The following is a 20447-nucleotide window of genomic DNA, read 5'->3' on the forward strand; positions in this document are numbered from 1 at the left end:
TTCTTATGCCAATCCTTCTTTTTCCATTGTTTCAGTGATAGCTGCGATTGCATCGTCAGCATCAGCACCTTCAGCAGAGATTGTTACATCAGCGCCTTGACCAACACCAAGACTCATAACACCCATGATAGATTTAAGGTTTACAGATTTTTCTTTGTAGTTCAAAGTGATGTCTGAAGCGAATTTGCTAGCAGTTTGAACAAGCAAAGTTGCTGGACGTGCGTGGATACCTGTTTCTGCCACGATGTGGAAGTCTTTTGAAGCCATAGTTGGATTCTCCTTTGTTTTTACAAAATTTTGAGTTATTTGTGATAACCCTTACAAAAAGCATTATATCACTTTTTGAAATCATTTTCAAGAATTTTTTCGTTTCTTTCAGTAAAACTATTTTTTATGAGATTATAAAAGTCCTGAAAACATCGTGAAAGCTTGGTTTCAAAGGATTTGTGCCATTTACACAAGATATGGTGTTTGTTCGTTTTTTGTCATACTATATTTTGTGATAGTTGTGGACTTCCTTCTTGACTTTGACCACAAAATCTTGTATGCTAGATTGGTATATTTATTTTAAAAAGGAGAAATTGAATGGTTACCATCTATTCAAAAAATAATTGTGTTCAATGTAAGATGAGTAAAAAATTTCTTGATGAGCACAATGTGGCCTACAAAGAAATCAATCTAGACGAGCAACCTGAATTTATCGACCACGTTAAAAACCTTGGTTTCTCAGCAGCGCCAGTTATTGAAACTGAAAATGAAGTTTTCTCTGGTTTCCAACCAACAAAATTGAAAGCCTTGGTATAAACTATACCAAGTTACCCCTAGTATAGAAAGAGATTGCGATTATGAGTTTGAAAGAGTTAGGCGATGTGTCCTACTTCCGTTTAAATAACGAAATCAACCGTCCAGTCAATGGACAAATTCCTCTCCACAAGGATCTAGAAGCAGTTAAAGCTTTCTTTAATGAAAATGTCCTTCCAAATACTAAGCAATTTGATAGCATTTTAGACAAGATTGCCTACTTATTAGAAGAAAACTATCTTGAAAAAGAATTTTTGGACCAGTATAGCCCAGAATTTATCATCAAAATTGATCAATTCTTGAAAGACCAAAACTTCCGCTTCAAGTCCTTCATGGCTGCCTACAAGTTCTATAACCAGTATGCCCTTAAAACCAACGACGGCGCCTACTACTTGGAGAGCATGGAAGATCGCGTTCTCTTCAACGCCTTGTATTTTGCTGAGGGCGACGAAGAATTAGCACTAAACCTGGCCAACGAAATGATTCATCTTCGTTACCAGCCAGCAACACCGTCTTTCCTCAATGCAGGTCGTGCCCGTCGTGGTGAATTGGTGTCTTGTTTCCTCATCCAGGTCACAGACGACATGAACTCAATTGGACGTTCTATCAACTCTGCTCTGCAATTGTCCCGTATCGGTGGTGGTGTCGGTATCTCCCTCAGCAACTTGCGTGAGGCTGGCGCACCAATCAAGGGCTACGAGGGAGCTGCTTCTGGTGTCGTTCCTGTCATGAAACTCTTTGAGGACAGCTTCTCCTACTCCAACCAACTTGGGCAACGTCAAGGTGCTGGGGTTGTTTACCTAGATGTTTTCCACCCAGACATTGTCGCTTTCCTTTCAACTAAGAAGGAAAATGCCGATGAGAAGGTTCGCGTGAAGACCTTGTCGTTGGGTATCACTGTTCCTGATAAGTTCTATGAATTGGCACGTAATAATGAAGACATGTACCTCTTCAGCCCATACTCTGTGGAATTAGAGTACGGTGTGCCTTACAGCTACCTTGATATTACGGAGAAATACGACGAGCTAGTAGCAAACCCACGCATTCGTAAGACTAAAATCAAGGCACGTGACCTAGAAACTGAAATTTCTAAACTTCAACAGGAATCTGGCTATCCTTATGTTATCAACATCGATACAGCCAACCGTAGCAATCCTGTTGACGGCAAGATTATCATGTCCAACCTCTGTTCAGAAATTCTTCAAGTACAGACGCCAAGCGTCATCAATGATTCTCAGGAATACTTGACCATGGGGACAGATGTATCATGTAACCTTGGCTCAACCAACATTGTCAACTTGATGAAATCGCCTGATTTTGGACGTTCTGTCCGTACCATGACTCGTGCTTTGACCTACGTGACGGACCATTCGCACATTTCTGCGGTACCGTCTATCGAAGCTGGAAATGAACGTGCACATTCTATCGGACTTGGTGCCATGGGACTTCACTCATACTTGGCACAAAACTTGATCGACTACGGATCAAAAACAGCCGTAGAGTTTACCAACATCTACTTCATGCTCCTCAACTACTGGACTTTGGTAGAATCAAATAACATTGCCCGCGAACGCAAAGCTACTTTCCATAACTTTGAAAAATCAAAATACGCAGACGGCACTTATTTCGATAAATACGTGACTGGTGACTACCAACCACAATCTGACCGTGTGAAAGAACTCTTTGAAGGAATCTTTATTCCAAGCGGACAAGATTGGGCTGACCTCCGTGAGAAAGTCATGGCAGATGGTCTTTACCACCAAAACCGCCTAGCTGTTGCACCAAACGGTTCTATCTCTTATATCAACGACGTTTCTGCTTCTATTCACCCGATTACCCAACGGATTGAAGAACGCCAAGAGAAGAAAATCGGTAAAATCTACTATCCAGCAGCAGGTTTGGCAACAGAAACCATTCCATTCTACAAGTCTGCCTACGACATGGATATGCGGAAGGTTATTGATGTCTACGCTGCTGCAACAGAACACGTAGACCAAGGTTTGTCCCTCACTCTCTTCCTCCGCAGTGAGCTTCCAAAAGAACTCTATGAATGGAAAAAAGAGAACAAACAAACCACTCGTGACCTCTCTATCCTTCGAAACTACGCCTTCAACAAGGGTATCAAGTCAATCTACTACATCCGTACCTTCACGGACGACGGCGAAGAAGTCGGAGCAAACCAATGTGAGAGTTGTGTGATTTGATTTTTGTTATTTAAAAGGAAATATTATGAACAAAATTAAATATTTGTTGGTAGAATCAACTCAGATATTGAAATCGGTAAAATGGGACTATGCAAAAATGGCTCAACTCGTAAAACTATGGGGAGGTCCAAAAAAAGCAGTTTTAGCTTTTGCTACGATTACCGCAACCATAGCTTCCGTAGCAACTCTCAGTTTTCAAAAGTTATTCAAAAATTTTATGTCAAGGTTAACTCCTAAAAAATCCAATAAAGATAGCGACCAAAATGAAATTGATAAACTAATTCAATTAAAAACTGAAGAGTATCTTAATAATGTCCAAGAAAGAAAAAATAATAATTTGAGTACAGATGATATTGATAAAGAATATAATGATTTTATCAAGTCACTCCTAGAAAATAACAATACAACACAACAATAAAAGGAACTAATATGGAAACCTACTACAAAGCCATAAACTGGAACGCCATTGAGGATGTGATCGACAAGTCAACTTGGGAAAAATTGACCGAGCAATTCTGGCTCGATACGCGGATTCCCTTGTCAAACGACTTGGATGACTGGCGGAAACTGACTGCTGAAGAAAAAGACCTGGTTGGTAAGGTCTTTGGTGGATTGACGCTCTTGGATACTCTACAATCTGAAACAGGTGTCCAAGCTCTTCGCAACGATATTCGTACACCGCATGAAGAAGCTGTTTATAACAACATCCAATTCATGGAGTCTGTTCACGCCAAATCCTACTCTTCTATCTTCTCAACCTTGAACACCAAGTCTGAGATTGAAGACATCTTTGAATGGACCAACAGCAACGAATACTTGCAACGCAAGGCTAAGATTATCAATGAAATCTACGAAACTGGTACACCACTTGAGAAGAAAGTAGCCAGCGTATTCCTAGAAACCTTCCTCTTCTACTCTGGTTTCTTCACGCCACTCTACTACCTTGGTAACAACAAACTAGCCAACGTTGCGGAAATCATCAAGCTGATTATCCGTGACGAATCTGTTCACGGTACCTACATTGGCTACAAGTTCCAACTTGGTTTCAATGAATTGTCCGAGGAAGAACAAGATAAACTCCGCGACTGGATGTATGACCTGCTCTACCAACTTTACGAAAATGAAGAAGGCTACACGCGCTCCCTCTATGACGCAGTCGGCTGGACTGAGGAAGTTTTGACTTTCCTTCGTTACAATGCCAACAAGGCCCTCATGAACTTGGGACAAGACCCTCTCTTCCCTGACTCAGCAGACGATGTCAACCCAATCATCATGAACGGTATTTCAACTGGTACATCTAACCACGACTTCTTCTCACAAGTTGGTAACGGATATCTACTCGGTGAAGTTGAAGCCATGCAGGACGATGATTACTTGTATGGATTATAATCAAAAAAAGCAGTTCATTGAGCTGCTTTCTTTTTATACTAAAAATACAATCATAAAATAAGAAATGCCGTTGTTAAGCATATGTAGGGCCATTGGATAGCGGATATCTTGCTTCACCAAATAGAGCCATGCAAAGATTGCTCCCATTGTGAAATAAATCAAAAATTGTGGAAGAGTGGCTGGACCATGCACAAAACTAAACAAGGTTCCTGAAACTAGGCCGTAGAGCAAGACAGATTTTACATCGGATAATTTAGGGAAGAAATAGGTTGCCAAGAAACCACGGAAAATCAATTCTTCAAAGATACCTGCAAAAATGACTACCATGAAAAAGGAGTGAATAGGTGCAGACTGGATAAAGGCAACTGCATTTTTCTGATTATCTGATTCAGGAACTGGTAGGAGAAATTGGAGAATGAAGTATGCAAGATAGGCTAACAGCGGATAGGCAATCTGTTTTAGCCAAGGCTTATCTAGCGTCAGCTGCATTGTTTTTCTCGGATACAAGACTTTCCAAAGAAGGTAGGAAAAACCAATTAACAAGGGTAGACCCACAATCAGTCCAAACCAATATAAACCTTCTGCAGCACTAGCTGGAATACCCTCTACCTGCTCAGTAGCCCATGGTAACTGGAGGAACTGGGATCCGAATTGATAGGCAATGTAATAGGCTAATAATAAACCAGTATGCTTAAAAAATTTCTTCATGATGTATTCCTCCTTATCCTAAAACAGTCACATCAACAATATTATCGACCCGAACCAACTTGGTTTCAAGCTCCCCATTCGCTAATTCACGGGAAATTTTGAACCAATCCTCATCCACAGCTAAAATGCTGTATTCGTAAATGGTCATAAATTCCTCATCGAAACGGATTTTGGCTTTACTTCCCACCAATTCATTTAATAAAAGTGACATCTGATTTTCTCCTTTTAGACCTTTTTGTAGTTTGTTTACCTTGCTTTGTAACTGTTTCACCTTTTTCCTATCTGACAGGTAGCTGAATAATAGATAAGCAAAGGCTATCCATTGAAAAATCTCCATCTCATTTCCTTTCTAAATGAAACCTATACTCTGCAAGAGTAACATGAGCAAGACACTCAGGAAATTATTGACCATGTGAAGAATAAGGGCATTGGAATATTTGCCAGAAATGCGATAAGCAAGTCCTAGTACTAAACCCATGCCTCCATAGACAACCCAAGATCCGATATTGGTCGGATTGTGAATGAGCCCAAATAGAAAACTCGATAGCAACAATCCAACATTCGAATCCTTACCAAAGACTTTCCCCATGAGAATGCCACGGAAAATCAATTCTTCAAGAACTGGAGCAAAAAGTACAGCAAAGAGAAACAAGAGCAAGGCTGGCAGACCAGAGTTATTGATGACTTCCTGATTAGCAGTCGTCTGACCATATCCCTCTTCCAGCATAATCAATTGCCCACCGATTATTTTCAGACCAAACATGACGATAAAAGCAAGGACAACAAAACCAATATTCTTTAACATTCCCCACTTCTGCTCGCTCTTCCATAAACCAATTTTACTGGTCAAAACAAGACCGACTACCACGGCAAACAATAAGAGAGCTGCAGCAATCAGTAGATTAGTCCCGTCAAAATTTGGTAGGGCAAACATGGCCATCTGGGGCAATACATTTAGTGCAACGACTGCCAGTCCCACAAAGAGAAATTTCCAGTTTTTTAACACATTCCAATCTTTGACATTTCCAAGTCTATTCATAGCAATCTCCTTCACATACACTCAATTAGTTCTTAGCACCTTTTTCGAACAATAGCAGAGCTGGCAAGCCCAAAACCATCGGCAGAAGGATATTCAGATTTGACAAATCAATCTGCCCAGTAGCCAGCCATTCTCCGAAAACATAGCCAACTGCGTACAAGCCAAGACCGATAAACGAAGCAAGATAAATTTTCTTAAAGACTTTCATGAGTTGACCTCCATCTAAACTAAATACGTTTGATTTTCTTACGATTAACAATATAGAAACTAATGAATCCCACCAGGGTCAGAAGAACAACTGTCATGGGAGTGACAAATTGGAAATACTCTGCTGCAGATGTTCCACTTTCCTGTGGAATTTGTGACTGCCAGAGGCCGATACTGACTAGCAAACTCAAAACGGCAATCTGTAAGGTTTGATACAGAGTTCGTTTCATCATTTTCTTCCGAGCCATTTTTACATCAGCCTTGGCAACCACCAATTTATCCAGACCCAACTGTTTGATAATGGCATCCTGTTTAAATTGAGAATAGACAAGTGTCAAAAAGAGGCTGATTCCCATGACATCTTCTCCCAGCGCAAAGCTAACTAGGAAGCTCAGCAGTGTCACTGTCATAAAGAGCATATACATATTGTTACCGAAATTGGTCAAGGCCGCATAAGACACCTCGTCTAACTCACCAACAATATCATAGAAATAACGAATTGCTCGAATGTGTAGATTTTCCTTTTTCATAGCTATTACCTAAAAAACTTTCAAAAATTCTTATTTAAAATAACGACGGATCATGCGAACCTGCATGACATTGATGTAAATGTGAAGAAAGGCAACAACTAGAAAGGCTGTAATTTGTCGCTCTTGCAATAGCATACTGAGTACAAATAGGAATACATACAAACCTGGTAACACGATTTGATTCAAAGTGAAGACGATTTGGAAACTCATTTCGTAGTTTGCTTGTTTCTCACCTTCGTCCATCGCCTCAGCAAAGTCCTTCATTTCTTTTACCGTAGCAAAAGCGGATAACTTATAGTCACGAATTTTCTGAGTTAATTTCATGATAAAAATCTGAGAAATGAGAAGAATGACATAGAAAACTACATCAAAAATTGACCCGTACATGATCGCCCCATCTTCTAAGAAGGTAACACCAAATCCTAGAACCAAATTTAACAGAGTCAATGATACGGCAACATTAAATGATATGGTCGCGTATTCTAGGTTACGATACATTTTCTTATATAGTTCATCAACACGTTCTTCTTCCTCATCTGAAATGGAATGATAAAGTTTATACGATTGATTGGCCTTTACACCAAAATATACAGTTCCAGCGAAAATTACAAAAGTAATGATACGCAAACAAAACAAGAAGTTATCTAGGGTAACAAAAGACGGTAATCCAAACTTAGAAATCAATACTCCAAAAAAGCCACAAAATGCGCCAAAGATAGCTCCTGAAAGTAAATAGATAAGATTCCTCACCCATCTTTGTTTCGTTGAAATTTGTTTCCCCTGTTTCATTCTCCTACCTCCACTAATTGAAAGACATTCTCTACATTTTCGTTAAAAATCTGTGCAATTCGCATGGCAATGACCACCGAGGGCGTGTACTCCCCCCGCTCAATCAAGCTAATGGTCTGCCGAGAAACTTCTGCTAACTTTGCTAGCTCTGTCTGGTTGAGGCTATCCCGTGCCCGCAACTCCTTGAGCCGATTTTTTAAGACATATTCCATAATTTTTCCTTTCTAGGCTTGGTAGATAATCAAGCCTGTTTCTGTGTCTTCGACAGCTATATTCCCCTTAGCAAACTTAACCAATAAAAGATAGGTATAGTAGAAATCGCCTACACAAGCAGCTGCATGCATGGTAGCTACCATCAGATAAAGAGATACGTCCATTCCCCCTAAGCACGCTAGTATTGTCAAGCCTAGACTAATCACGACAAAGGGAGCCAGGGAAATTACCAACATTTGCATCCGATTATAGAGGGAACCTGGACTGGTCGCATAGGCCATGCCCGATTTCCATTTAAACCCGTATTTGACAGGATTTTCAGGACAAAAAACCTTGAAGAAGATGCCGTGGATAGCCTCATGCACTACTATCAAAAGAGGAAATAGAACCATCCCTATCCATAACTCTGGTAAGGTAAGTGGCAAATTTTGTTCTACATTAGCCAACAAGGAAAAGGCTAACTTACCGAATAGAAGAGCAAATGGGAAAATTAGAACAGTCGAAAGAATATTCAATCCCCAAACAAACTTCTTATTTTCCATGATATTGACTTCATATAATTTCTTTTTATTTTCCATTTTTCTTCTCCTTCTATTTTCTGCAACCTAGACTAAACTATATAGTCCTAGAGTAACTCCATTCAGTAAGCCAAATATAGTCGCCCCTGTAATCATAATCGCTGCCATATCTGCTGAAATGTGTCGTTTCATAAGGTTTCTCCTATCTTTTCCTAGCTTTTGTCACTTTTTCTTGGAATTAACATGTTTTAAATAGAGCAACAGTGTCGCCATCAAAGGTGGAATTAAATAACTCTCTTCGTTCAAATTAAAGTCAAATCCTAGTAAGGCTAAAACTTTAAACACCAAAATAGTTATCAAGAAGAGTGCGAAAAACAATAGGACTACTTTCATTCCATTTTTAATTGTCTTGCTCATTTTTCTTCTCCTTTTTGTTGCTGAGAGAGATTTCCAAAATCCATATAGACCACATCGGTATCATCAAGGACATCATGTCCATCTCCTGACCAAATACGACGGTTTGAACTAAACTATAAATCAAATATAGTGCAACTAGAACCTGCACTCCACGCACAACGCTTGTTCCTGTAATCAAAATTCCTTTTTTATTGCTATTGTTTTTCATAAGGTTTCTCCTATGGTTTAGTCGACACTATTTACTTTTAAGAGTTTTCTCCATATCAGCCCCCACTTTTACAAAAAATGGTACAAGGACTAAACCAGCCAGAATAGTGTAATACCGCTGGAAGTCAACTTGGTAGGCAGTTTCCTTAAAACTCCAGTAGACATCATTTAGAATGAAGATGACCAAGCCAACTCCTAAAAAAACAAAATAGGTTCCTTTGATAAATTCTTTCCACTTTTCCATCATTGTTTCCTCTTGCTAACTCTTAATCTTGTACCGTTTTTTCTTTTCTGCTACCTAGTTTCCACAAGTTCTCATCTGTCACTGCGATGGCACAAATGGCAAGAACGACATAAGTATTATCCAACTGCTGCCACTTCATGATATCAGCCAACAGGACAAAAACTAGATAGGCAATTGCCAGTACTTGTACAAAGCGGGCAATGTGAAGATTGTTTAACTTTTTCATAATCGTTTCCTGCTTTCTTTCTTATGAATTCGTTTTCATCTTTTATCTTGATATCATTGTAACACTTCCTTTTCTTTTTGACAAGTATCTTTGTCAAAAAAATAATAATTTTTGTCAAAAAGTTTATGAATGTTGTCAAAATGACTAGAATAACATACAAAAAACTCTTCTACCCAATGGATAAAAGAGTTTTTTTAGTATAGATTATAAGTTGTCAGCTACGCTGTTCAAGAGGTTTTGGATAGCAGACGCATCGCTACCACCTGCCATGGCCATATCCGGCTTACCGCCACCACGACCTGCTACGATTGGCGCAAGGACTTTGATGAGGTTTCCTGCATGGACATCAGCTAACTTGCTTGCTACAAGGACATTGACCTTGTCGCCGATGGCCGCAACCAACACCAAGACATCAGAGTAGTCTTTCTGCTTCCAGTTGTCAGCGAAGGTACGGAGAGCACCTGCATCTGAAACTTGGACCTGGCTAGCAATGTAGCGGACACCGTTTGCCTCCTTAACATCTTTGAAGACATCACCAGCAGCTGCTGCCGCTGCTTTTTCTTTCAGACTAGCGTTTTCTTTTTGCAAATCGCGGAGCTCCGCAGCCAGTGCCTCCACTTTTGTCGGCACTTGGTCGATTTGTGGCACTTTAAGGGTCTGCGCAACAGATTTGAGAGCATCCTCGCGGTCACGAAGAGCTAGGAAAGCTTCCTTGCCTGTCACCGCTAAAATACGGCGGGTACCTGAACCGATTCCCTCTTCTTTGACAATCTTGAAGAGACCGATTTCAGCGGTATTGCTAACGTGGGTACCACCACAAAGCTCAATAGAATAGTCACCGATTGTAACCACACGGACCACTTTGCCATACTTCTCACCAAAGAGGGCCATAGCACCCATTTCTTTAGCCGTATCCACATCCGTTTCAACTGTGACAATATCCAAGGCTTCCCAGATTTTTTCATTGACTTCATTTTCAATACGACGAAGTTCATCAGCAGTCACCGCTTCAAAGTGTGTGAAGTCAAAGCGGAGGAAGCCTTCCTCGTTCAAGGAACCAGCCTGGGTCGCATGCTCGCCGATGACATTGTGAAGGGCAGCATGGAGCAAGTGAGTTGCTGTGTGGTTCTTCTCAACACCACGACGACGATTTGTGTCGATTTCAAGCGTGTAAGTTTGACCAAGCGAAATGCTGGCAGAGAGTTCCACAGTGTGCAATGGCTGACCATTCGGTGCTTTCTGCACATCCACAACTGTTGCAACGACATCGCCTGAAGCATTTTTAATGACACCACGGTCGGCAACCTGACCACCCATTTCAGCGTAGAATGGCGTTTGGTCAAAGACAAGGAGGGCTTGACCTTCTGACACCGCTTCTGTCCGCTCATTGTCCACGATAATCACTCCCAATTTGGCATCTAGGCTGGTTTGCCCGTAGACAAAAGTTGAACTTTCGGTAATACCTGCCAGGGTTTCATTTTGCATACCCATTGAGCCACCTTTAACAACGGCGGCACGGGCACGGTCCTGCTGTTCCTTCATGGCAGCCTTGAAGCCTTCGTGGTCAATCTTGTAGCCAGCATCTTCTGCCAATTCCTCGGTCAATTCCACAGGGAAACCGTAGGTATCGTAGAGTTTGAAGATATCTTTACCTTCAAGAGTGTCCTTACCAGCTGCTTTCAACTCAGCCAAAAGTTCCTCCAAGTGACCGCTACCAGCATCAATGGTACGAGCAAAGGTTTCTTCCTCACGTTTAACGATTTTCTCGATGAACTCACGTTTTTCAAGCACTTCTGGGTAGTAGCTTTCCATGATATTGCCAACTGTTTCCACCAACTTGTACAAGAACGGCTCAGTGATACCCAAACGGCGACCGTGCATAACAGCACGACGGAGAAGACGGCGGAGGACATAACCACGACCTTCATTTCCTGGAAGGGCACCGTCACCGATGGCAAATGACAAAGCACGGATATGGTCTGCGATGACCTTGAAGCTCATGTTATCGCCGTCTGGATCATAGGTCTTACCAGAAATCTTTTCCACTTCACGAATGATCGGCAAGAAAAGGTCCGTTTCAAAGTTTGTCTTAGCCCCTTGGAAAATAGCTGCCAAACGCTCCAAACCTGCACCCGTATCAATGTTTTTGTTTGGCAATTCCTTGTACTCAGAACGCGGAACAGCTGGGTCTGCGTTGAACTGGGACAATACGATATTCCAAATCTCGATATAACGGTCGTTTTCAATATCTTCTTCCAACAAACGAATACCGATGTTTTCAGGGTCAAAATCTGTACCACGGTCAAAGAAAATTTCCGTATCTGGACCAGAAGGACCTGCACCAATTTCCCAGAAGTTATCTTCAAGTGGAATGAGATGGCTTGGCTCAACACCAAGAGCAATCCAGCGGTTGTAAGAATCCATATCATCTGGATAGTAAGTCATGTAGAGCTTGTCTTTTGGAAAGGCAAACCATTCTGGGCTTGTCAAAAGTTCAAAGCCCCACTCAATTGCTTCATCACGGAAGTAATCTCCGATAGAGAAGTTCCCAAGCATTTCAAACATGGTGTGGTGGCGGGCTGTCTTACCAACGTTTTCAATATCGTTGGTACGGATTGACTTTTGAGCGTTGGTAATCCGTGGATTTTCAGGAATGACAGATCCATCGAAGTATTTTTTTAGAGTTGCCACACCAGAGTTGATCCAAAGAAGTGTCGGATCGTTGACAGGTACAAGGTTTGCTGAAGGCTCAACAGAGTGGCCTTTTGATTTCCAGAAATCCAGCCACATCTGGCGGATTTGAGCAGAAGATAAATTTTTCATAAGTTAAGATACCAAGCCCGATTAGAAGGCGACTGAAAAATAGGAAACTGACAGGAAATCTTGATTTCCTAGGCAGTTTATCTTTTTTCCGAGCCTTCCGGGCGGGTTCAATTTAACGAAACAGTTAAATTAAACATTTCCTTTCATATAATGATAATTAAAGCGAACGGCCCTAGCTCGAGTTCAGTTCAGATTAAACTCGATACCCTTTCCTTTCGTTTTTTATTAGACTGATTCAATTTAGCAAGCTAGCCAACTAAACCATTTTTAAAAATTTTATGTTAGGGTTAACTCGATGCATCTTCCATCATTTCGACATAGTCGATTGCGACCACTAGAGAAATGACCAAGTCTGCATAGTCATCCTCTAAAACCGTTACCGAGTAACGAGAAGTCAGATGAAAGAGTTCTGTGGAGATTTCAGCTACTAGCTGACCATCAGGTTTTTTCAGTCGAAAATCCAAATCCCAGATATTGCCTTCTAGGATCAAGCCTAGATTTTCCACGCTATAGCGGTCCTTGAAAAAGGTATATTCTTTTTGCAAGTAGAAAGAATGTCCATCCGCCATATCAATGGTAAATTGGGGTAGGAAGGTCAAAAATTTCTTGGTAATCCGACAAACTTCTCCACCTCTGGCATTGGTCACCGTAAACCGCTTGGGAATTTCAAAGAAGGTGCCCTCTACCTGATAAGCAAGCTGTCCATGACTATCATGAATATCAAATTTTTCACCGCCCAAAATAAAACGTTGTTTGACCTGAAATTGCTTCATGATTTCCTCCAAAAAAATGACAAGAAACCAAACGAAGGGCGAAAAACCGCGGTACCACCTTCATTCAATGACTTGTCATTCTCATTTTATATTCAATTGTTTTATTCTATTAAGTAGCAAGATACTCGGCTTAGATGGCTCGCAGCGACCGCCAATTTTCTGAACTAAGGGTTCGAGTATCTATTCTTAATCCTGTTTAATCAATTATTGACCTGAAGAACTTGAAGACTCAGTTGATGATGAGCTTTCAGCCGTAGAACTTGAAGCATCTGTTGAAGAACTGCTTTCCTCAGTCGCTACATATTGTGAAAGAAGGTTTTGGAAGGCAGCATCTTTAATCTTAACATTGGCTTTTGAAAGGGCATCTTTCAAGACAGTTGCTACAAAGGTTGCATCGTTTTGCTTCTGTGCAACGATAATTTCCTTAAGTTTATCCTTGTAATCTTCCCAATTAGCTGATTTTTCAGATTTTGCTTCTAGTTTAACAACATAATAGCTTGTTGTGTAAGTTGTCATATCTACAACTGTTACTACAGATGCACCTACTTGACCAGCGTTTAAAGCAAATACCGCTGATTGAACTTCAGTCGGAACCGTTGTAGAGGTAGAATCAAACTTGACTTCTCCACCGTTTTCCTTGGTTGCACTATCTGTTGAATTGTCTTTAGCCAATTGAGCGAAATCAGCTCCCTCAGCTTGAGCTGCTGCTAGGACTTCCTTAGCTTTCGCTTCATCATCTAGTTTGATGATACGGGCAGTCACTTCCGGAGTGTAAGCTTCATAAGCAGCTTTATAGTTTTCATCGGTCAATTCTTTTTCTGCAGCCTGTTTCACAGCATACTCGACCAATTTGTTAGTACGGATTTGCTCTTTGTAACTATCAGTCGTCAAACCTGCTGAAGCAAGGGCAGTTGCAAATGAATCTCCATACTGCTCAGCCATTTTTTCATAAGCTTCGTTCACTTCTGCATCAGTTACTTTATCACCATACTGCTCTTCAAAGACATGGCTGATAACCATAGAAAGCAAAACCTGTTGAGCTTGGACATTTGTTTTAACCTGCTCATAAAACTCTGATACAGAGATAGCATTGCCTTTCATCGTAATAATGTCTTTATCTGCTGAGCTTGAGCACGCCGCAAGCGTCACAGTTGCAAGGAGGGTTACTGCACCTGCAAGAATTTTTTTTGTTTTCTTCATTTAGAAAATCTCTCCTTTTCTTCATTAACCCTTTCATTATACCATAAATTCTTAAAAAGGGCTTAATTTTCTTCAAGCTTTAGGTCAACATTGGCCACATTTTTTCGCAACATGAGCAGGCCATCGCTCATGGAAATTAAACTGGCTGTTAAATCAGGATTATCTAGGGTTGCATCAAACAAGCGTTGCAAGCCACGGTAAATCGTTCGCTGACCACGGCGAACTTCCATGATGTCTTTAGCAACATCACCGCCTTGGAAAATATCATCCAGGACAACCAAGCCACCGACCTTGACCTTTTTCAATACCTCTGGTAAAAATACGATATATTTGGACTTGGCCGAGTCCATAAAAACAAAGTCATAGCTATCATCAGGCAGATCCGGCAGTAAATCCATCGCCTCACCTTCTAACAATTCAATTTGCTTGCGACTATCGAACTTGGCGAAATTTTCCTTGGCAAAACCAATCATTTCTTCATTGCGGTCGATGGTAGTAATCTGCGAATGCGGACTATTCTCGGCCATCAAAAGAGCAGAAAATCCAATAGCCGTTCCGATTTCCAAAATATGCTCTGGCTGTAGAGTTTGCATGAGCAAACGAAAATAAGCTACTGTTTCATGAGGGATGACGGGAATATTTTCCTGACGGGCAAAGTCTTCTAATTCCTTGAGAAAACCTGTATGTTGCGCCTGACGTGTTCGCATAAAGTCCACAATTTCTTCCTTGACAACAGGACGGCGCATATTGTGGTTTGCGTTTTTAGAATATGATTCAACCATAGGGACAATTATAACACAAGTCACCAACAATTTCTTCTCTCATATACTAAAAGACAGGATTTCTCCTGCCTTTACTTACATATTTTTTGCATAGTCTAGACGATAGCCTAGATTAGCAAAGAGTTGCTGTACACGTTTAATGGTAGCTACTTTACCGAATAACAGATGGTACTGGTCTGCATTCATCTCAACAGCAGCCAAACAAAATTGTTCACTAGCATATTTTTCATCAACTACCGCAGCCCATTCTGGCACATTGCCAGTTTCCTCCAAGCCAGCCGCATCAAATTTTAACAAGATTCCAGCATTACGGACTGCTTGTAGGCGGTCAAAAGCCGCTATAAAATCGGCTAATAAATCCTTGCGCGGTCGAACACAGAGGTACTGGTTATGTGCTAGAAGGACTGACAGGATAAGCAATAGGTTATCCTTTTCTACCTCGCCCACACAATCTAAGAATGCATCGAACGCTTCAGGTGATAAAATACCTTCAAGCAAATCTAAAATATGGTTGGGATCACTAGCAAAGACGCATTCTTTTAATTGGATAAATAATTCCCTATCACCATTTGATAGTAGGTCTGCAATCTCAAAAATATCCTGTAAATTTTCTTCTGTCAGCATACTGCCTCCTATTCATCTTTATTTTTTATTTTGGAAATTCCCACATGATATGGGGTGCAAACGGGCTAAGGTATTGATAAATGTCATTGAAATCAGCTCCCGAAAGATTATCTAGTTTCACCTCAGCTAAAAAAGTTCCTGTTCTTCCTACAATACGCATCCGTTTTGAGTAAATATCCCGGTAAATGTAGACAATCTCATAGTGAATTTTCCCAATTTCTGCAACTGGAATGCTTATTCTAGCTCCCCAAAGTTTGTTTTTATACTCTAAACACTGCTGATTGAGGACAAAGACTTGCCCTTGTTTCCGCCACAAAAAAGCATAGAAGGCAGACGGAAGAGCTAGCAGCATGTAGCACAATCCTGATAGAATAGCAGGTTCTGGCTTAAAAATTAAGCCCATCCCAATCAAGATAAGTACCGTGCTAATAACCATAGGTATTACAATCGAGCGTTTGTAGGAAATCATATTAGAGATGCACTCCTTTCTCAACAAGAGCTTCCAATTTCAAAAGATTAGGGATAAATCCAATTCAAATCTGGAACCAAACTGCTAATATCACGATGAATACTATTGAAATCAGAAATTTCCAAGCTATTTATATTGATTTTATCCAAAATCGTATCATTAAAATCTTTAAAATATAAGTATCTCCGTGTAGTATAGCTCCCCGAATTCGAATGACGTTGATGCCTAATACTGTATTCTATAGCTGCAATTTCGTTCCAGTAGAGACGATGTTCTTCACGAAACATCCCAGCCTTTAACTCAATATATTCCTCAGTCATCACTACTGCAATAGGTTGGCGAGATTTCACATAGTTACTGATAAGGGCTGCTATAACAAAAGCAGAGGTAATTCCCCAAATAGCTATTAAAATGGGAGATATAAACTCATTATTTTGAGTCTGCACCGTCTCGGCTTGTCGTCTGATACTGGATTTTCTCTCTTCCATTCTCAAATTGACCGCATCGACAATCTCTTGTAAACGCTCTTGATACTCTGCATCCGTTTCATTTTCCATTTTTGGAGAAATGATTCTTACCCTGTCAATCGTCATTGGTTCAGCATCGAGTATGTATTGCTCACGGGTAGTCGATAGGTCTGTTGAAGTAGAAGTACTACTGCTGCTTAAGTCCGGTTGTGTCAGAAACAAGAAGAAGATTGTTACAATAGTAGCGTAAATCAATATCCAGATAATGGATGTTTGACCCTTTCTATATTCAATCCTATTCTTGATATTGTTCATTTATGAACACCTTTCTCAACGAGAGCTTCTAATTCTTCCAAACGAGCTTCAAATACCTTGAAGGCATCGTTGAGATAGTCTTCCTTGGTCATATCCACACCAGCTTTTGCAATGACATTGAGTGGATAATCAGAGCTACCAGCCTTGAGATAGTTGAGGTAGTTGTCCTTGTCCTCTGGGCTACCATTGACAATCTTGTCTGCTAAAGCAGACGCTGCCGCAAAGCCAGTTGAATATTGGTAAACGTAGAAATTGTAATAGAAGTGTGGAATACGAGCCCACTCAAACTGGATTTCTGGATTTTCTTCTGCAGAAAGTCCGTAATATTTCTCGTTAAGCTCACCGTATAGCTGGTTGAGGTAATCAGCAGTCAAGACTTGGCCTTCCTGGTCAGCCTTGTAGATAGCTTGTTCAAACTCAGCAAACTGTGTTTGACGGAAGACCGTTCCACGGAAGCCGTCGAGGTAGTGATTGAGAATGGCAAAGCGGGTCTTGTCGTCTTCTACTTCAGCCAAGAGCTTCTCTGTCAGGAGATTTTCGTTGGTGGTCGAAGCAATCTCAGCCAAGAAAATAGAATAATGACCATAGACATAAGGCTGGTTCTGACGAGTCAACATCGAATGGAGCGAATGCCCTGTTTCGTGAATCAGGGTGTACATATTGTCCAAATTGTCCTGCCAGTTGAGGAGCATGAAAGCGTTGGTGTCGTAAGCACCACCTGAATAGGCTCCTGAACGCTTTCCTTCGTTTACATGAACATCAATCCAGCGATTTTCAAAGGCTTCTTTGACGATAGCTGCGTACTCATCACCAAAGATATTCAATGTATCCGCACAAGTAGCCAAGGCCTCCTCATAAGTAACTTTTGTGTCTGTGCTAGAAAGTGGTGTGTACATATCGTACATCTTAAGGTCATCAATACCCAAGAGTTTCTTACGCAAATTGATGTAGCGGTGCAAGAGCGGGAGGTGCTTGTTGACTGCTGATACTAATGTATCGTAAACGGACTCTGGGATAAAGTTGGCAGAAAGGGCTGCGTGACGGGCTGAATCGTACTTCCGCAAACGAGCTTTCAGGTTATTGACCTTAACGTTAGACTGAAGGGTCTTGGCGTAGGTATGCTGGAACTGCTCGTAGGTTTCGTACAGAGCCTCGTAGGCTTCTTGACGCACTTCGCGATTTTTGGACTCCATGAAGGAGATGTAGTTGCCGTGAGAAAGGGGCACCAACTTGCCGTCCTCATCTGCGATTTCTGGGAAACGCAGGCTGGCATTATCCAATACCGAGAAGGTTTCAGATGGTGCTTCAAAAATCTCGCTGGTCGCTGCAAGGACCTCTTCCACTTCTTGTGACAAGATGTGGTCCTTGGCTGACAAGAGTTTTTCAAATTGGTGGCTGTACTGAACAAGGGCTGGCTCTTCTGCTTTAAAGGCTTCCAACTGCTCTTCGGTAATGGCCATAAATTCTGGCTCATAGAAGGCAAAAGTCTGAGAAAAAACTGAGTAAATGCTCAGAGCTTTAGCTTGAAATTCCTGGTACTTCCCTTCACGAGTGTCTTGGTCATTTTTCATGGACGCATAGACATAGAGCTTTTCAAGTCGACGCATCAGCCCAAGCTGGGTTTCACTGATATCCAATAGGCTCTTAGCAGAATCCAGCAAGTGACCTGCAAAAACCTTGGCCTTGTCTGTTTCCACCTGGATAGCTTCCAACTCAGCTTCCCAAACCTCATCTGTTGGGAAAATAGTCGCCAAATCCCACTGGTATTTTTCTTCGATTTCATGACGTTGTTTAGACATATATTAAATCCTCCGTAACTCTTATTCTAACATAAAAGAGCCCCTCTTTCCAACGGAAAGTGGAGGGCTTACACTTTACTCACTACCAGTAAAGTAGGTTTTGGCATCTGCTACTGCTTCCTTGACAAAGCTGTCATAGAATGTAAGATTGGGGATACCATATTTATTTAACAAACCGTCAACGTAACTGCTTCCTTCAGCCTCTTTGATACTTCCTTTTTTCTCCTGATTATTAGCCTGATGGACAAAATTTCCTTGTAGGTCAATCGTTAAATGTCCATCATTTGCAAAAGCGATAGAATAGCCACTAGCTACAAAATACTGTCCAACCTGTCCCGTAGCTTCGCTTGCCTTCTCTTCGCCTTCGTATTTGTCAGTCGCTACTGTATAATCACCGCTTTCGACAAAATAGGTAATCTTACAACCGCTTGGATAGGAAAGCATATAATATTCATCAGTGAAAAGGTATTCCGTACCATCTTCAAAGACTATGAGTGTTCCTCCGTCATCTCCTACTTCTTTAGATGCTACATTCTGACTATGTTGGGTTGTAAACTTCTGAGCCTCTTTCTCATTGATTGTTTGCACTTGCTGACTGGAGGCTGTGGTGGTTTGCCCCTCCTCATGCCTTACAGCACAGGTCGATAAGCTAAACAATAGTACAAAGAAGCACTTACTAAAGCAAATCGACTGAATTTCATGACAAACCTCCTGTACCCATTTTAGTTTATTATATCATTATTTACACATTTTGTCTGTAAATTATAGGTGGATACAGAACTTGTTCTTCCTTATCTTGCATTTTGTCATAAAACTTATCAAAAGCCAGATAGATTGGTGTCAGGTCTTGTTTGATTTGGGCAAAGCCAATGGCAGAGCGGGGCAGACGATAGTGGGGATACCAGTCTAGTGCTGTCTTGGTCAGTAGATTTTCTCCACGACCATAAGCTTCTGCCTGCAGAGCTAACCATTTTGGGGTTTTGTAGTAAAGTTGTCGAGCAATATATGCTGGTAAATCCCTATCCAATCTACAATCCATACGAGATAAGGCTTGCTTGGCAAAGGGCAATCGCAAGATATCCAGTAAGTTTCCTTGACCAAAAGGAAAGACCTTGGTCAAACAATGCACCTTGCCCCGCAAGTCTTCATGAATGAGATAACGAAGTCGCAATTCCTTTCTTTCATCATCCAACTCCCAGAGATGAAAGCCCATATTCATGCTAAAGGAGAGAAACTGCTTATGCAATTTGGTCAGTCGTTCCTTGAGCCAGAGTTCCTTGCCTAGCAACCAAAGAACTTGAAAGCCAGCTTCATGGTAGGCCCGCGTTCGTTCTTGCAAGCGAGAAATTGATAGACTTGAGCATTGGACTTCTAAGGCAAGTCGCTTATTCACCAATAAATCTGCTAGTTGGTTAATCTCTGGTAGGTATTTTTCCAACTCAACCTGCTCCACTCCTACCAGCCAGCTATAAAGCTCAGATTTGAGGGAGAGATGCTGGGTAGATTCATTCTCCGTAAAAAACGGGCACTCTTTCCGACTAAGATGGGCAAAGTGCGGTCGCATGATTTTACCAGAACGGTAGCGGACTGGACTAGAACACTGGGGACAATAAAAGTCTTCAACTCTCAAATCGTGAAGTTCTAGAAGATTGAACAAGTGATTGGTTTTATTTTTTACGATAAACATATTTTTTTCCTCATCC

General features: G+C 41.1%; 27 protein-coding genes. 4 read left to right on the plus strand and 23 right to left on the minus strand.

Translation table 11 applies throughout. From position 1 onward, the window contains the following. Nucleotides 1–3: 3 nt before the first annotated feature. Nucleotides 4–267: a phosphocarrier protein HPr gene (locus RFK25_RS00410; RefSeq protein WP_002936050.1), complete on the minus strand. Its 264-nt coding sequence runs from the start codon at nt 265–267 to the stop codon at nt 4–6. Between the two features lie 318 nt (nt 268–585). On the opposite strand from RFK25_RS00410, the gene nrdH reads away from it, so the two are divergent. Genes nrdH through nrdF form a run of 4 tightly spaced genes read left to right on the plus strand, consistent with a single transcriptional unit; the run spans nt 586 to nt 4394 of the window. Next, entirely contained in the window at nt 586–804 is a 219-nt protein-coding gene (gene nrdH, locus RFK25_RS00415) for a glutaredoxin-like protein NrdH (RefSeq protein ID WP_172028553.1), read from the plus strand. Nucleotides 805–845: 41 nt separating this feature from the next. Further along, nucleotides 846–3005, plus strand: coding sequence for a class 1b ribonucleoside-diphosphate reductase subunit alpha (gene nrdE / locus RFK25_RS00420; protein WP_332410617.1), 2160 nt, complete (start codon nt 846–848; stop codon nt 3003–3005). Nucleotides 3006–3030: 25 nt separating this feature from the next. Further along, nucleotides 3031–3423, plus strand: a complete 393-nt coding sequence (locus RFK25_RS00425; RefSeq protein WP_332410618.1) for a hypothetical protein — start codon at nt 3031–3033, stop codon at nt 3421–3423. An 11-nt stretch (nt 3424–3434) separates the two neighbouring features. Further along, the gene (gene nrdF, locus RFK25_RS00430; RefSeq protein ID WP_004299066.1) at nt 3435–4394 is read left to right on the plus strand and encodes a class 1b ribonucleoside-diphosphate reductase subunit beta; all 960 of its coding nucleotides are present in this window, start codon (nt 3435–3437) and stop codon (nt 4392–4394) included. Between the two features lie 33 nt (nt 4395–4427). On the opposite strand, the gene RFK25_RS00435 is transcribed toward nrdF, so the two are convergent. The 22 genes from RFK25_RS00435 to RFK25_RS00540 form a co-directional block, all read right to left on the minus strand. Then, nucleotides 4428–5102, minus strand: a complete 675-nt coding sequence (locus tag RFK25_RS00435) for a CPBP family intramembrane glutamic endopeptidase (protein ID WP_332410619.1) — start codon at nt 5100–5102, stop codon at nt 4428–4430. A gap of 13 nt (nt 5103–5115) precedes the next feature. Continuing rightward, complete coding sequence (locus tag RFK25_RS00440) at nt 5116–5313, minus strand: hypothetical protein (RefSeq protein WP_332410621.1); 198 nt, start codon at nt 5311–5313, stop codon at nt 5116–5118. 138 nt (nt 5314–5451) lie between these two features. Next, complete coding sequence (locus RFK25_RS00445) at nt 5452–6141, minus strand: CPBP family intramembrane glutamic endopeptidase (protein WP_332410624.1); 690 nt, start codon at nt 6139–6141, stop codon at nt 5452–5454. Between the two features lie 25 nt (nt 6142–6166). Next, on the minus strand, nt 6167–6349 hold the full coding sequence (locus tag RFK25_RS00450) for a hypothetical protein (protein ID WP_332410626.1): 183 nt from the start codon (nt 6347–6349) through the stop codon (nt 6167–6169). A gap of 19 nt (nt 6350–6368) precedes the next feature. After that, a complete protein-coding gene (locus tag RFK25_RS00455; RefSeq protein WP_332410628.1) occupies nt 6369–6878 on the minus strand; it encodes a DUF3278 domain-containing protein in 510 nt (169 codons plus the stop codon). Nucleotides 6879–6908: 30 nt separating this feature from the next. Then, nucleotides 6909–7667 (minus strand): DUF3169 family protein, encoded by a 759-nt coding sequence (locus RFK25_RS00460; protein WP_332410629.1) that lies wholly within the window; start codon nt 7665–7667, stop codon nt 6909–6911. Then, nucleotides 7664–7879, minus strand: a complete 216-nt coding sequence (locus tag RFK25_RS00465; RefSeq protein ID WP_009910096.1) for a helix-turn-helix transcriptional regulator — start codon at nt 7877–7879, stop codon at nt 7664–7666. The genes RFK25_RS00460 and RFK25_RS00465 overlap by 4 nt, the downstream gene beginning before the upstream one ends. 12 nt (nt 7880–7891) lie before the next feature. Continuing rightward, entirely contained in the window at nt 7892–8458 is a 567-nt protein-coding gene (locus RFK25_RS00470) for a DUF3267 domain-containing protein (RefSeq protein WP_332410630.1), read from the minus strand. A gap of 162 nt (nt 8459–8620) precedes the next feature. Continuing rightward, nucleotides 8621–8815, minus strand: a complete 195-nt coding sequence (locus tag RFK25_RS00475; RefSeq protein WP_332410632.1) for a hypothetical protein — start codon at nt 8813–8815, stop codon at nt 8621–8623. Further along, entirely contained in the window at nt 8799–9023 is a 225-nt protein-coding gene (locus RFK25_RS00480) for a hypothetical protein (RefSeq protein WP_172079141.1), read from the minus strand. Before RFK25_RS00480 ends, RFK25_RS00475 begins: the two co-directional genes overlap by 17 nt. A 27-nt stretch (nt 9024–9050) precedes the next feature. Further along, nucleotides 9051–9266 (minus strand): hypothetical protein, encoded by a 216-nt coding sequence (locus RFK25_RS00485; protein WP_332410637.1) that lies wholly within the window; start codon nt 9264–9266, stop codon nt 9051–9053. Between the two features lie 22 nt (nt 9267–9288). Continuing rightward, a complete protein-coding gene (locus RFK25_RS00490) occupies nt 9289–9492 on the minus strand; it encodes a hypothetical protein (RefSeq protein ID WP_332410638.1) in 204 nt (67 codons plus the stop codon). Between the two features lie 204 nt (nt 9493–9696). Then, nucleotides 9697–12315 carry an alanine--tRNA ligase gene (alaS, locus tag RFK25_RS00495; RefSeq protein WP_332410639.1) on the minus strand — a complete coding sequence of 873 codons (2619 nt, stop codon included), beginning with the start codon at nt 12313–12315 and terminating at the stop codon, nt 9697–9699. A 287-nt stretch (nt 12316–12602) separates the two neighbouring features. Further along, nucleotides 12603–13088: an LURP-one-related/scramblase family protein gene (locus tag RFK25_RS00500; protein WP_332410640.1), complete on the minus strand. Its 486-nt coding sequence runs from the start codon at nt 13086–13088 to the stop codon at nt 12603–12605. A 204-nt stretch (nt 13089–13292) separates the two neighbouring features. Then, a complete protein-coding gene (gene prsA, locus RFK25_RS00505; RefSeq protein WP_332410641.1) occupies nt 13293–14288 on the minus strand; it encodes a peptidylprolyl isomerase PrsA in 996 nt (331 codons plus the stop codon). A gap of 62 nt (nt 14289–14350) precedes the next feature. Continuing rightward, nucleotides 14351–15070, minus strand: coding sequence for an O-methyltransferase (locus RFK25_RS00510; RefSeq protein ID WP_332410642.1), 720 nt, complete (start codon nt 15068–15070; stop codon nt 14351–14353). Nucleotides 15071–15145: 75 nt separating this feature from the next. Continuing rightward, complete coding sequence (locus tag RFK25_RS00515; protein WP_332410643.1) at nt 15146–15694, minus strand: DUF6630 family protein; 549 nt, start codon at nt 15692–15694, stop codon at nt 15146–15148. Between the two features lie 25 nt (nt 15695–15719). Then, the gene (locus tag RFK25_RS00520; protein WP_332410644.1) at nt 15720–16163 is read right to left on the minus strand and encodes a hypothetical protein; all 444 of its coding nucleotides are present in this window, start codon (nt 16161–16163) and stop codon (nt 15720–15722) included. Nucleotides 16164–16210: 47 nt separating this feature from the next. Beyond that, nucleotides 16211–16945: a hypothetical protein gene (locus RFK25_RS00525; protein WP_248049000.1), complete on the minus strand. Its 735-nt coding sequence runs from the start codon at nt 16943–16945 to the stop codon at nt 16211–16213. Next, nucleotides 16942–18744, minus strand: coding sequence for an oligoendopeptidase F (gene pepF, locus RFK25_RS00530; protein WP_332410647.1), 1803 nt, complete (start codon nt 18742–18744; stop codon nt 16942–16944). Before pepF ends, RFK25_RS00525 begins: the two co-directional genes overlap by 4 nt. Nucleotides 18745–18819: 75 nt before the next feature. Then, nucleotides 18820–19401 (minus strand): hypothetical protein, encoded by a 582-nt coding sequence (locus RFK25_RS00535; RefSeq protein ID WP_332410648.1) that lies wholly within the window; start codon nt 19399–19401, stop codon nt 18820–18822. 85 nt (nt 19402–19486) lie between these two features. Next, the gene (locus RFK25_RS00540; protein WP_332410649.1) at nt 19487–20431 is read right to left on the minus strand and encodes a competence protein CoiA; all 945 of its coding nucleotides are present in this window, start codon (nt 20429–20431) and stop codon (nt 19487–19489) included. Nucleotides 20432–20447 lie beyond the last annotated feature (16 nt).

The sequence above is a fragment of the Streptococcus sp. SS-4456 genome, from assembly GCF_036680365.1.
Lineage (GTDB): Bacteria > Bacillota > Bacilli > Lactobacillales > Streptococcaceae > Streptococcus.

Coding starts and splice junctions, on each gene's coding strand:
- RFK25_RS00410 (WP_002936050.1), bottom strand. CDS start 267: ATGGCTTCAAAAGACTTCCACATCGTGGCAGAAACAGGTATCCACGCA.
- nrdH (WP_172028553.1), top strand. CDS start 586: ATGGTTACCATCTATTCAAAAAATAATTGTGTTCAATGTAAGATGAGT.
- nrdE (WP_332410617.1), top strand. CDS start 846: ATGAGTTTGAAAGAGTTAGGCGATGTGTCCTACTTCCGTTTAAATAAC.
- RFK25_RS00425 (WP_332410618.1), top strand. CDS start 3,031: ATGAACAAAATTAAATATTTGTTGGTAGAATCAACTCAGATATTGAAA.
- nrdF (WP_004299066.1), top strand. CDS start 3,435: ATGGAAACCTACTACAAAGCCATAAACTGGAACGCCATTGAGGATGTG.
- RFK25_RS00435 (WP_332410619.1), bottom strand. CDS start 5,102: ATGAAGAAATTTTTTAAGCATACTGGTTTATTATTAGCCTATTACATT.
- RFK25_RS00440 (WP_332410621.1), bottom strand. CDS start 5,313: ATGTCACTTTTATTAAATGAATTGGTGGGAAGTAAAGCCAAAATCCGT.
- RFK25_RS00445 (WP_332410624.1), bottom strand. CDS start 6,141: ATGAATAGACTTGGAAATGTCAAAGATTGGAATGTGTTAAAAAACTGG.
- RFK25_RS00450 (WP_332410626.1), bottom strand. CDS start 6,349: ATGAAAGTCTTTAAGAAAATTTATCTTGCTTCGTTTATCGGTCTTGGC.
- RFK25_RS00455 (WP_332410628.1), bottom strand. CDS start 6,878: ATGAAAAAGGAAAATCTACACATTCGAGCAATTCGTTATTTCTATGAT.
- RFK25_RS00460 (WP_332410629.1), bottom strand. CDS start 7,667: ATGAAACAGGGGAAACAAATTTCAACGAAACAAAGATGGGTGAGGAAT.
- RFK25_RS00465 (WP_009910096.1), bottom strand. CDS start 7,879: ATGGAATATGTCTTAAAAAATCGGCTCAAGGAGTTGCGGGCACGGGAT.
- RFK25_RS00470 (WP_332410630.1), bottom strand. CDS start 8,458: ATGGAAAATAAAAAGAAATTATATGAAGTCAATATCATGGAAAATAAG.
- RFK25_RS00475 (WP_332410632.1), bottom strand. CDS start 8,815: ATGAGCAAGACAATTAAAAATGGAATGAAAGTAGTCCTATTGTTTTTC.
- RFK25_RS00480 (WP_172079141.1), bottom strand. CDS start 9,023: ATGAAAAACAATAGCAATAAAAAAGGAATTTTGATTACAGGAACAAGC.
- RFK25_RS00485 (WP_332410637.1), bottom strand. CDS start 9,266: ATGGAAAAGTGGAAAGAATTTATCAAAGGAACCTATTTTGTTTTTTTA.
- RFK25_RS00490 (WP_332410638.1), bottom strand. CDS start 9,492: ATGAAAAAGTTAAACAATCTTCACATTGCCCGCTTTGTACAAGTACTG.
- alaS (WP_332410639.1), bottom strand. CDS start 12,315: ATGAAAAATTTATCTTCTGCTCAAATCCGCCAGATGTGGCTGGATTTC.
- RFK25_RS00500 (WP_332410640.1), bottom strand. CDS start 13,088: ATGAAGCAATTTCAGGTCAAACAACGTTTTATTTTGGGCGGTGAAAAA.
- prsA (WP_332410641.1), bottom strand. CDS start 14,288: ATGAAGAAAACAAAAAAAATTCTTGCAGGTGCAGTAACCCTCCTTGCA.
- RFK25_RS00510 (WP_332410642.1), bottom strand. CDS start 15,070: ATGGTTGAATCATATTCTAAAAACGCAAACCACAATATGCGCCGTCCT.
- RFK25_RS00515 (WP_332410643.1), bottom strand. CDS start 15,694: ATGCTGACAGAAGAAAATTTACAGGATATTTTTGAGATTGCAGACCTA.
- RFK25_RS00520 (WP_332410644.1), bottom strand. CDS start 16,163: ATGATTTCCTACAAACGCTCGATTGTAATACCTATGGTTATTAGCACG.
- RFK25_RS00525 (WP_248049000.1), bottom strand. CDS start 16,945: ATGAACAATATCAAGAATAGGATTGAATATAGAAAGGGTCAAACATCC.
- pepF (WP_332410647.1), bottom strand. CDS start 18,744: ATGTCTAAACAACGTCATGAAATCGAAGAAAAATACCAGTGGGATTTG.
- RFK25_RS00540 (WP_332410649.1), bottom strand. CDS start 20,431: ATGTTTATCGTAAAAAATAAAACCAATCACTTGTTCAATCTTCTAGAA.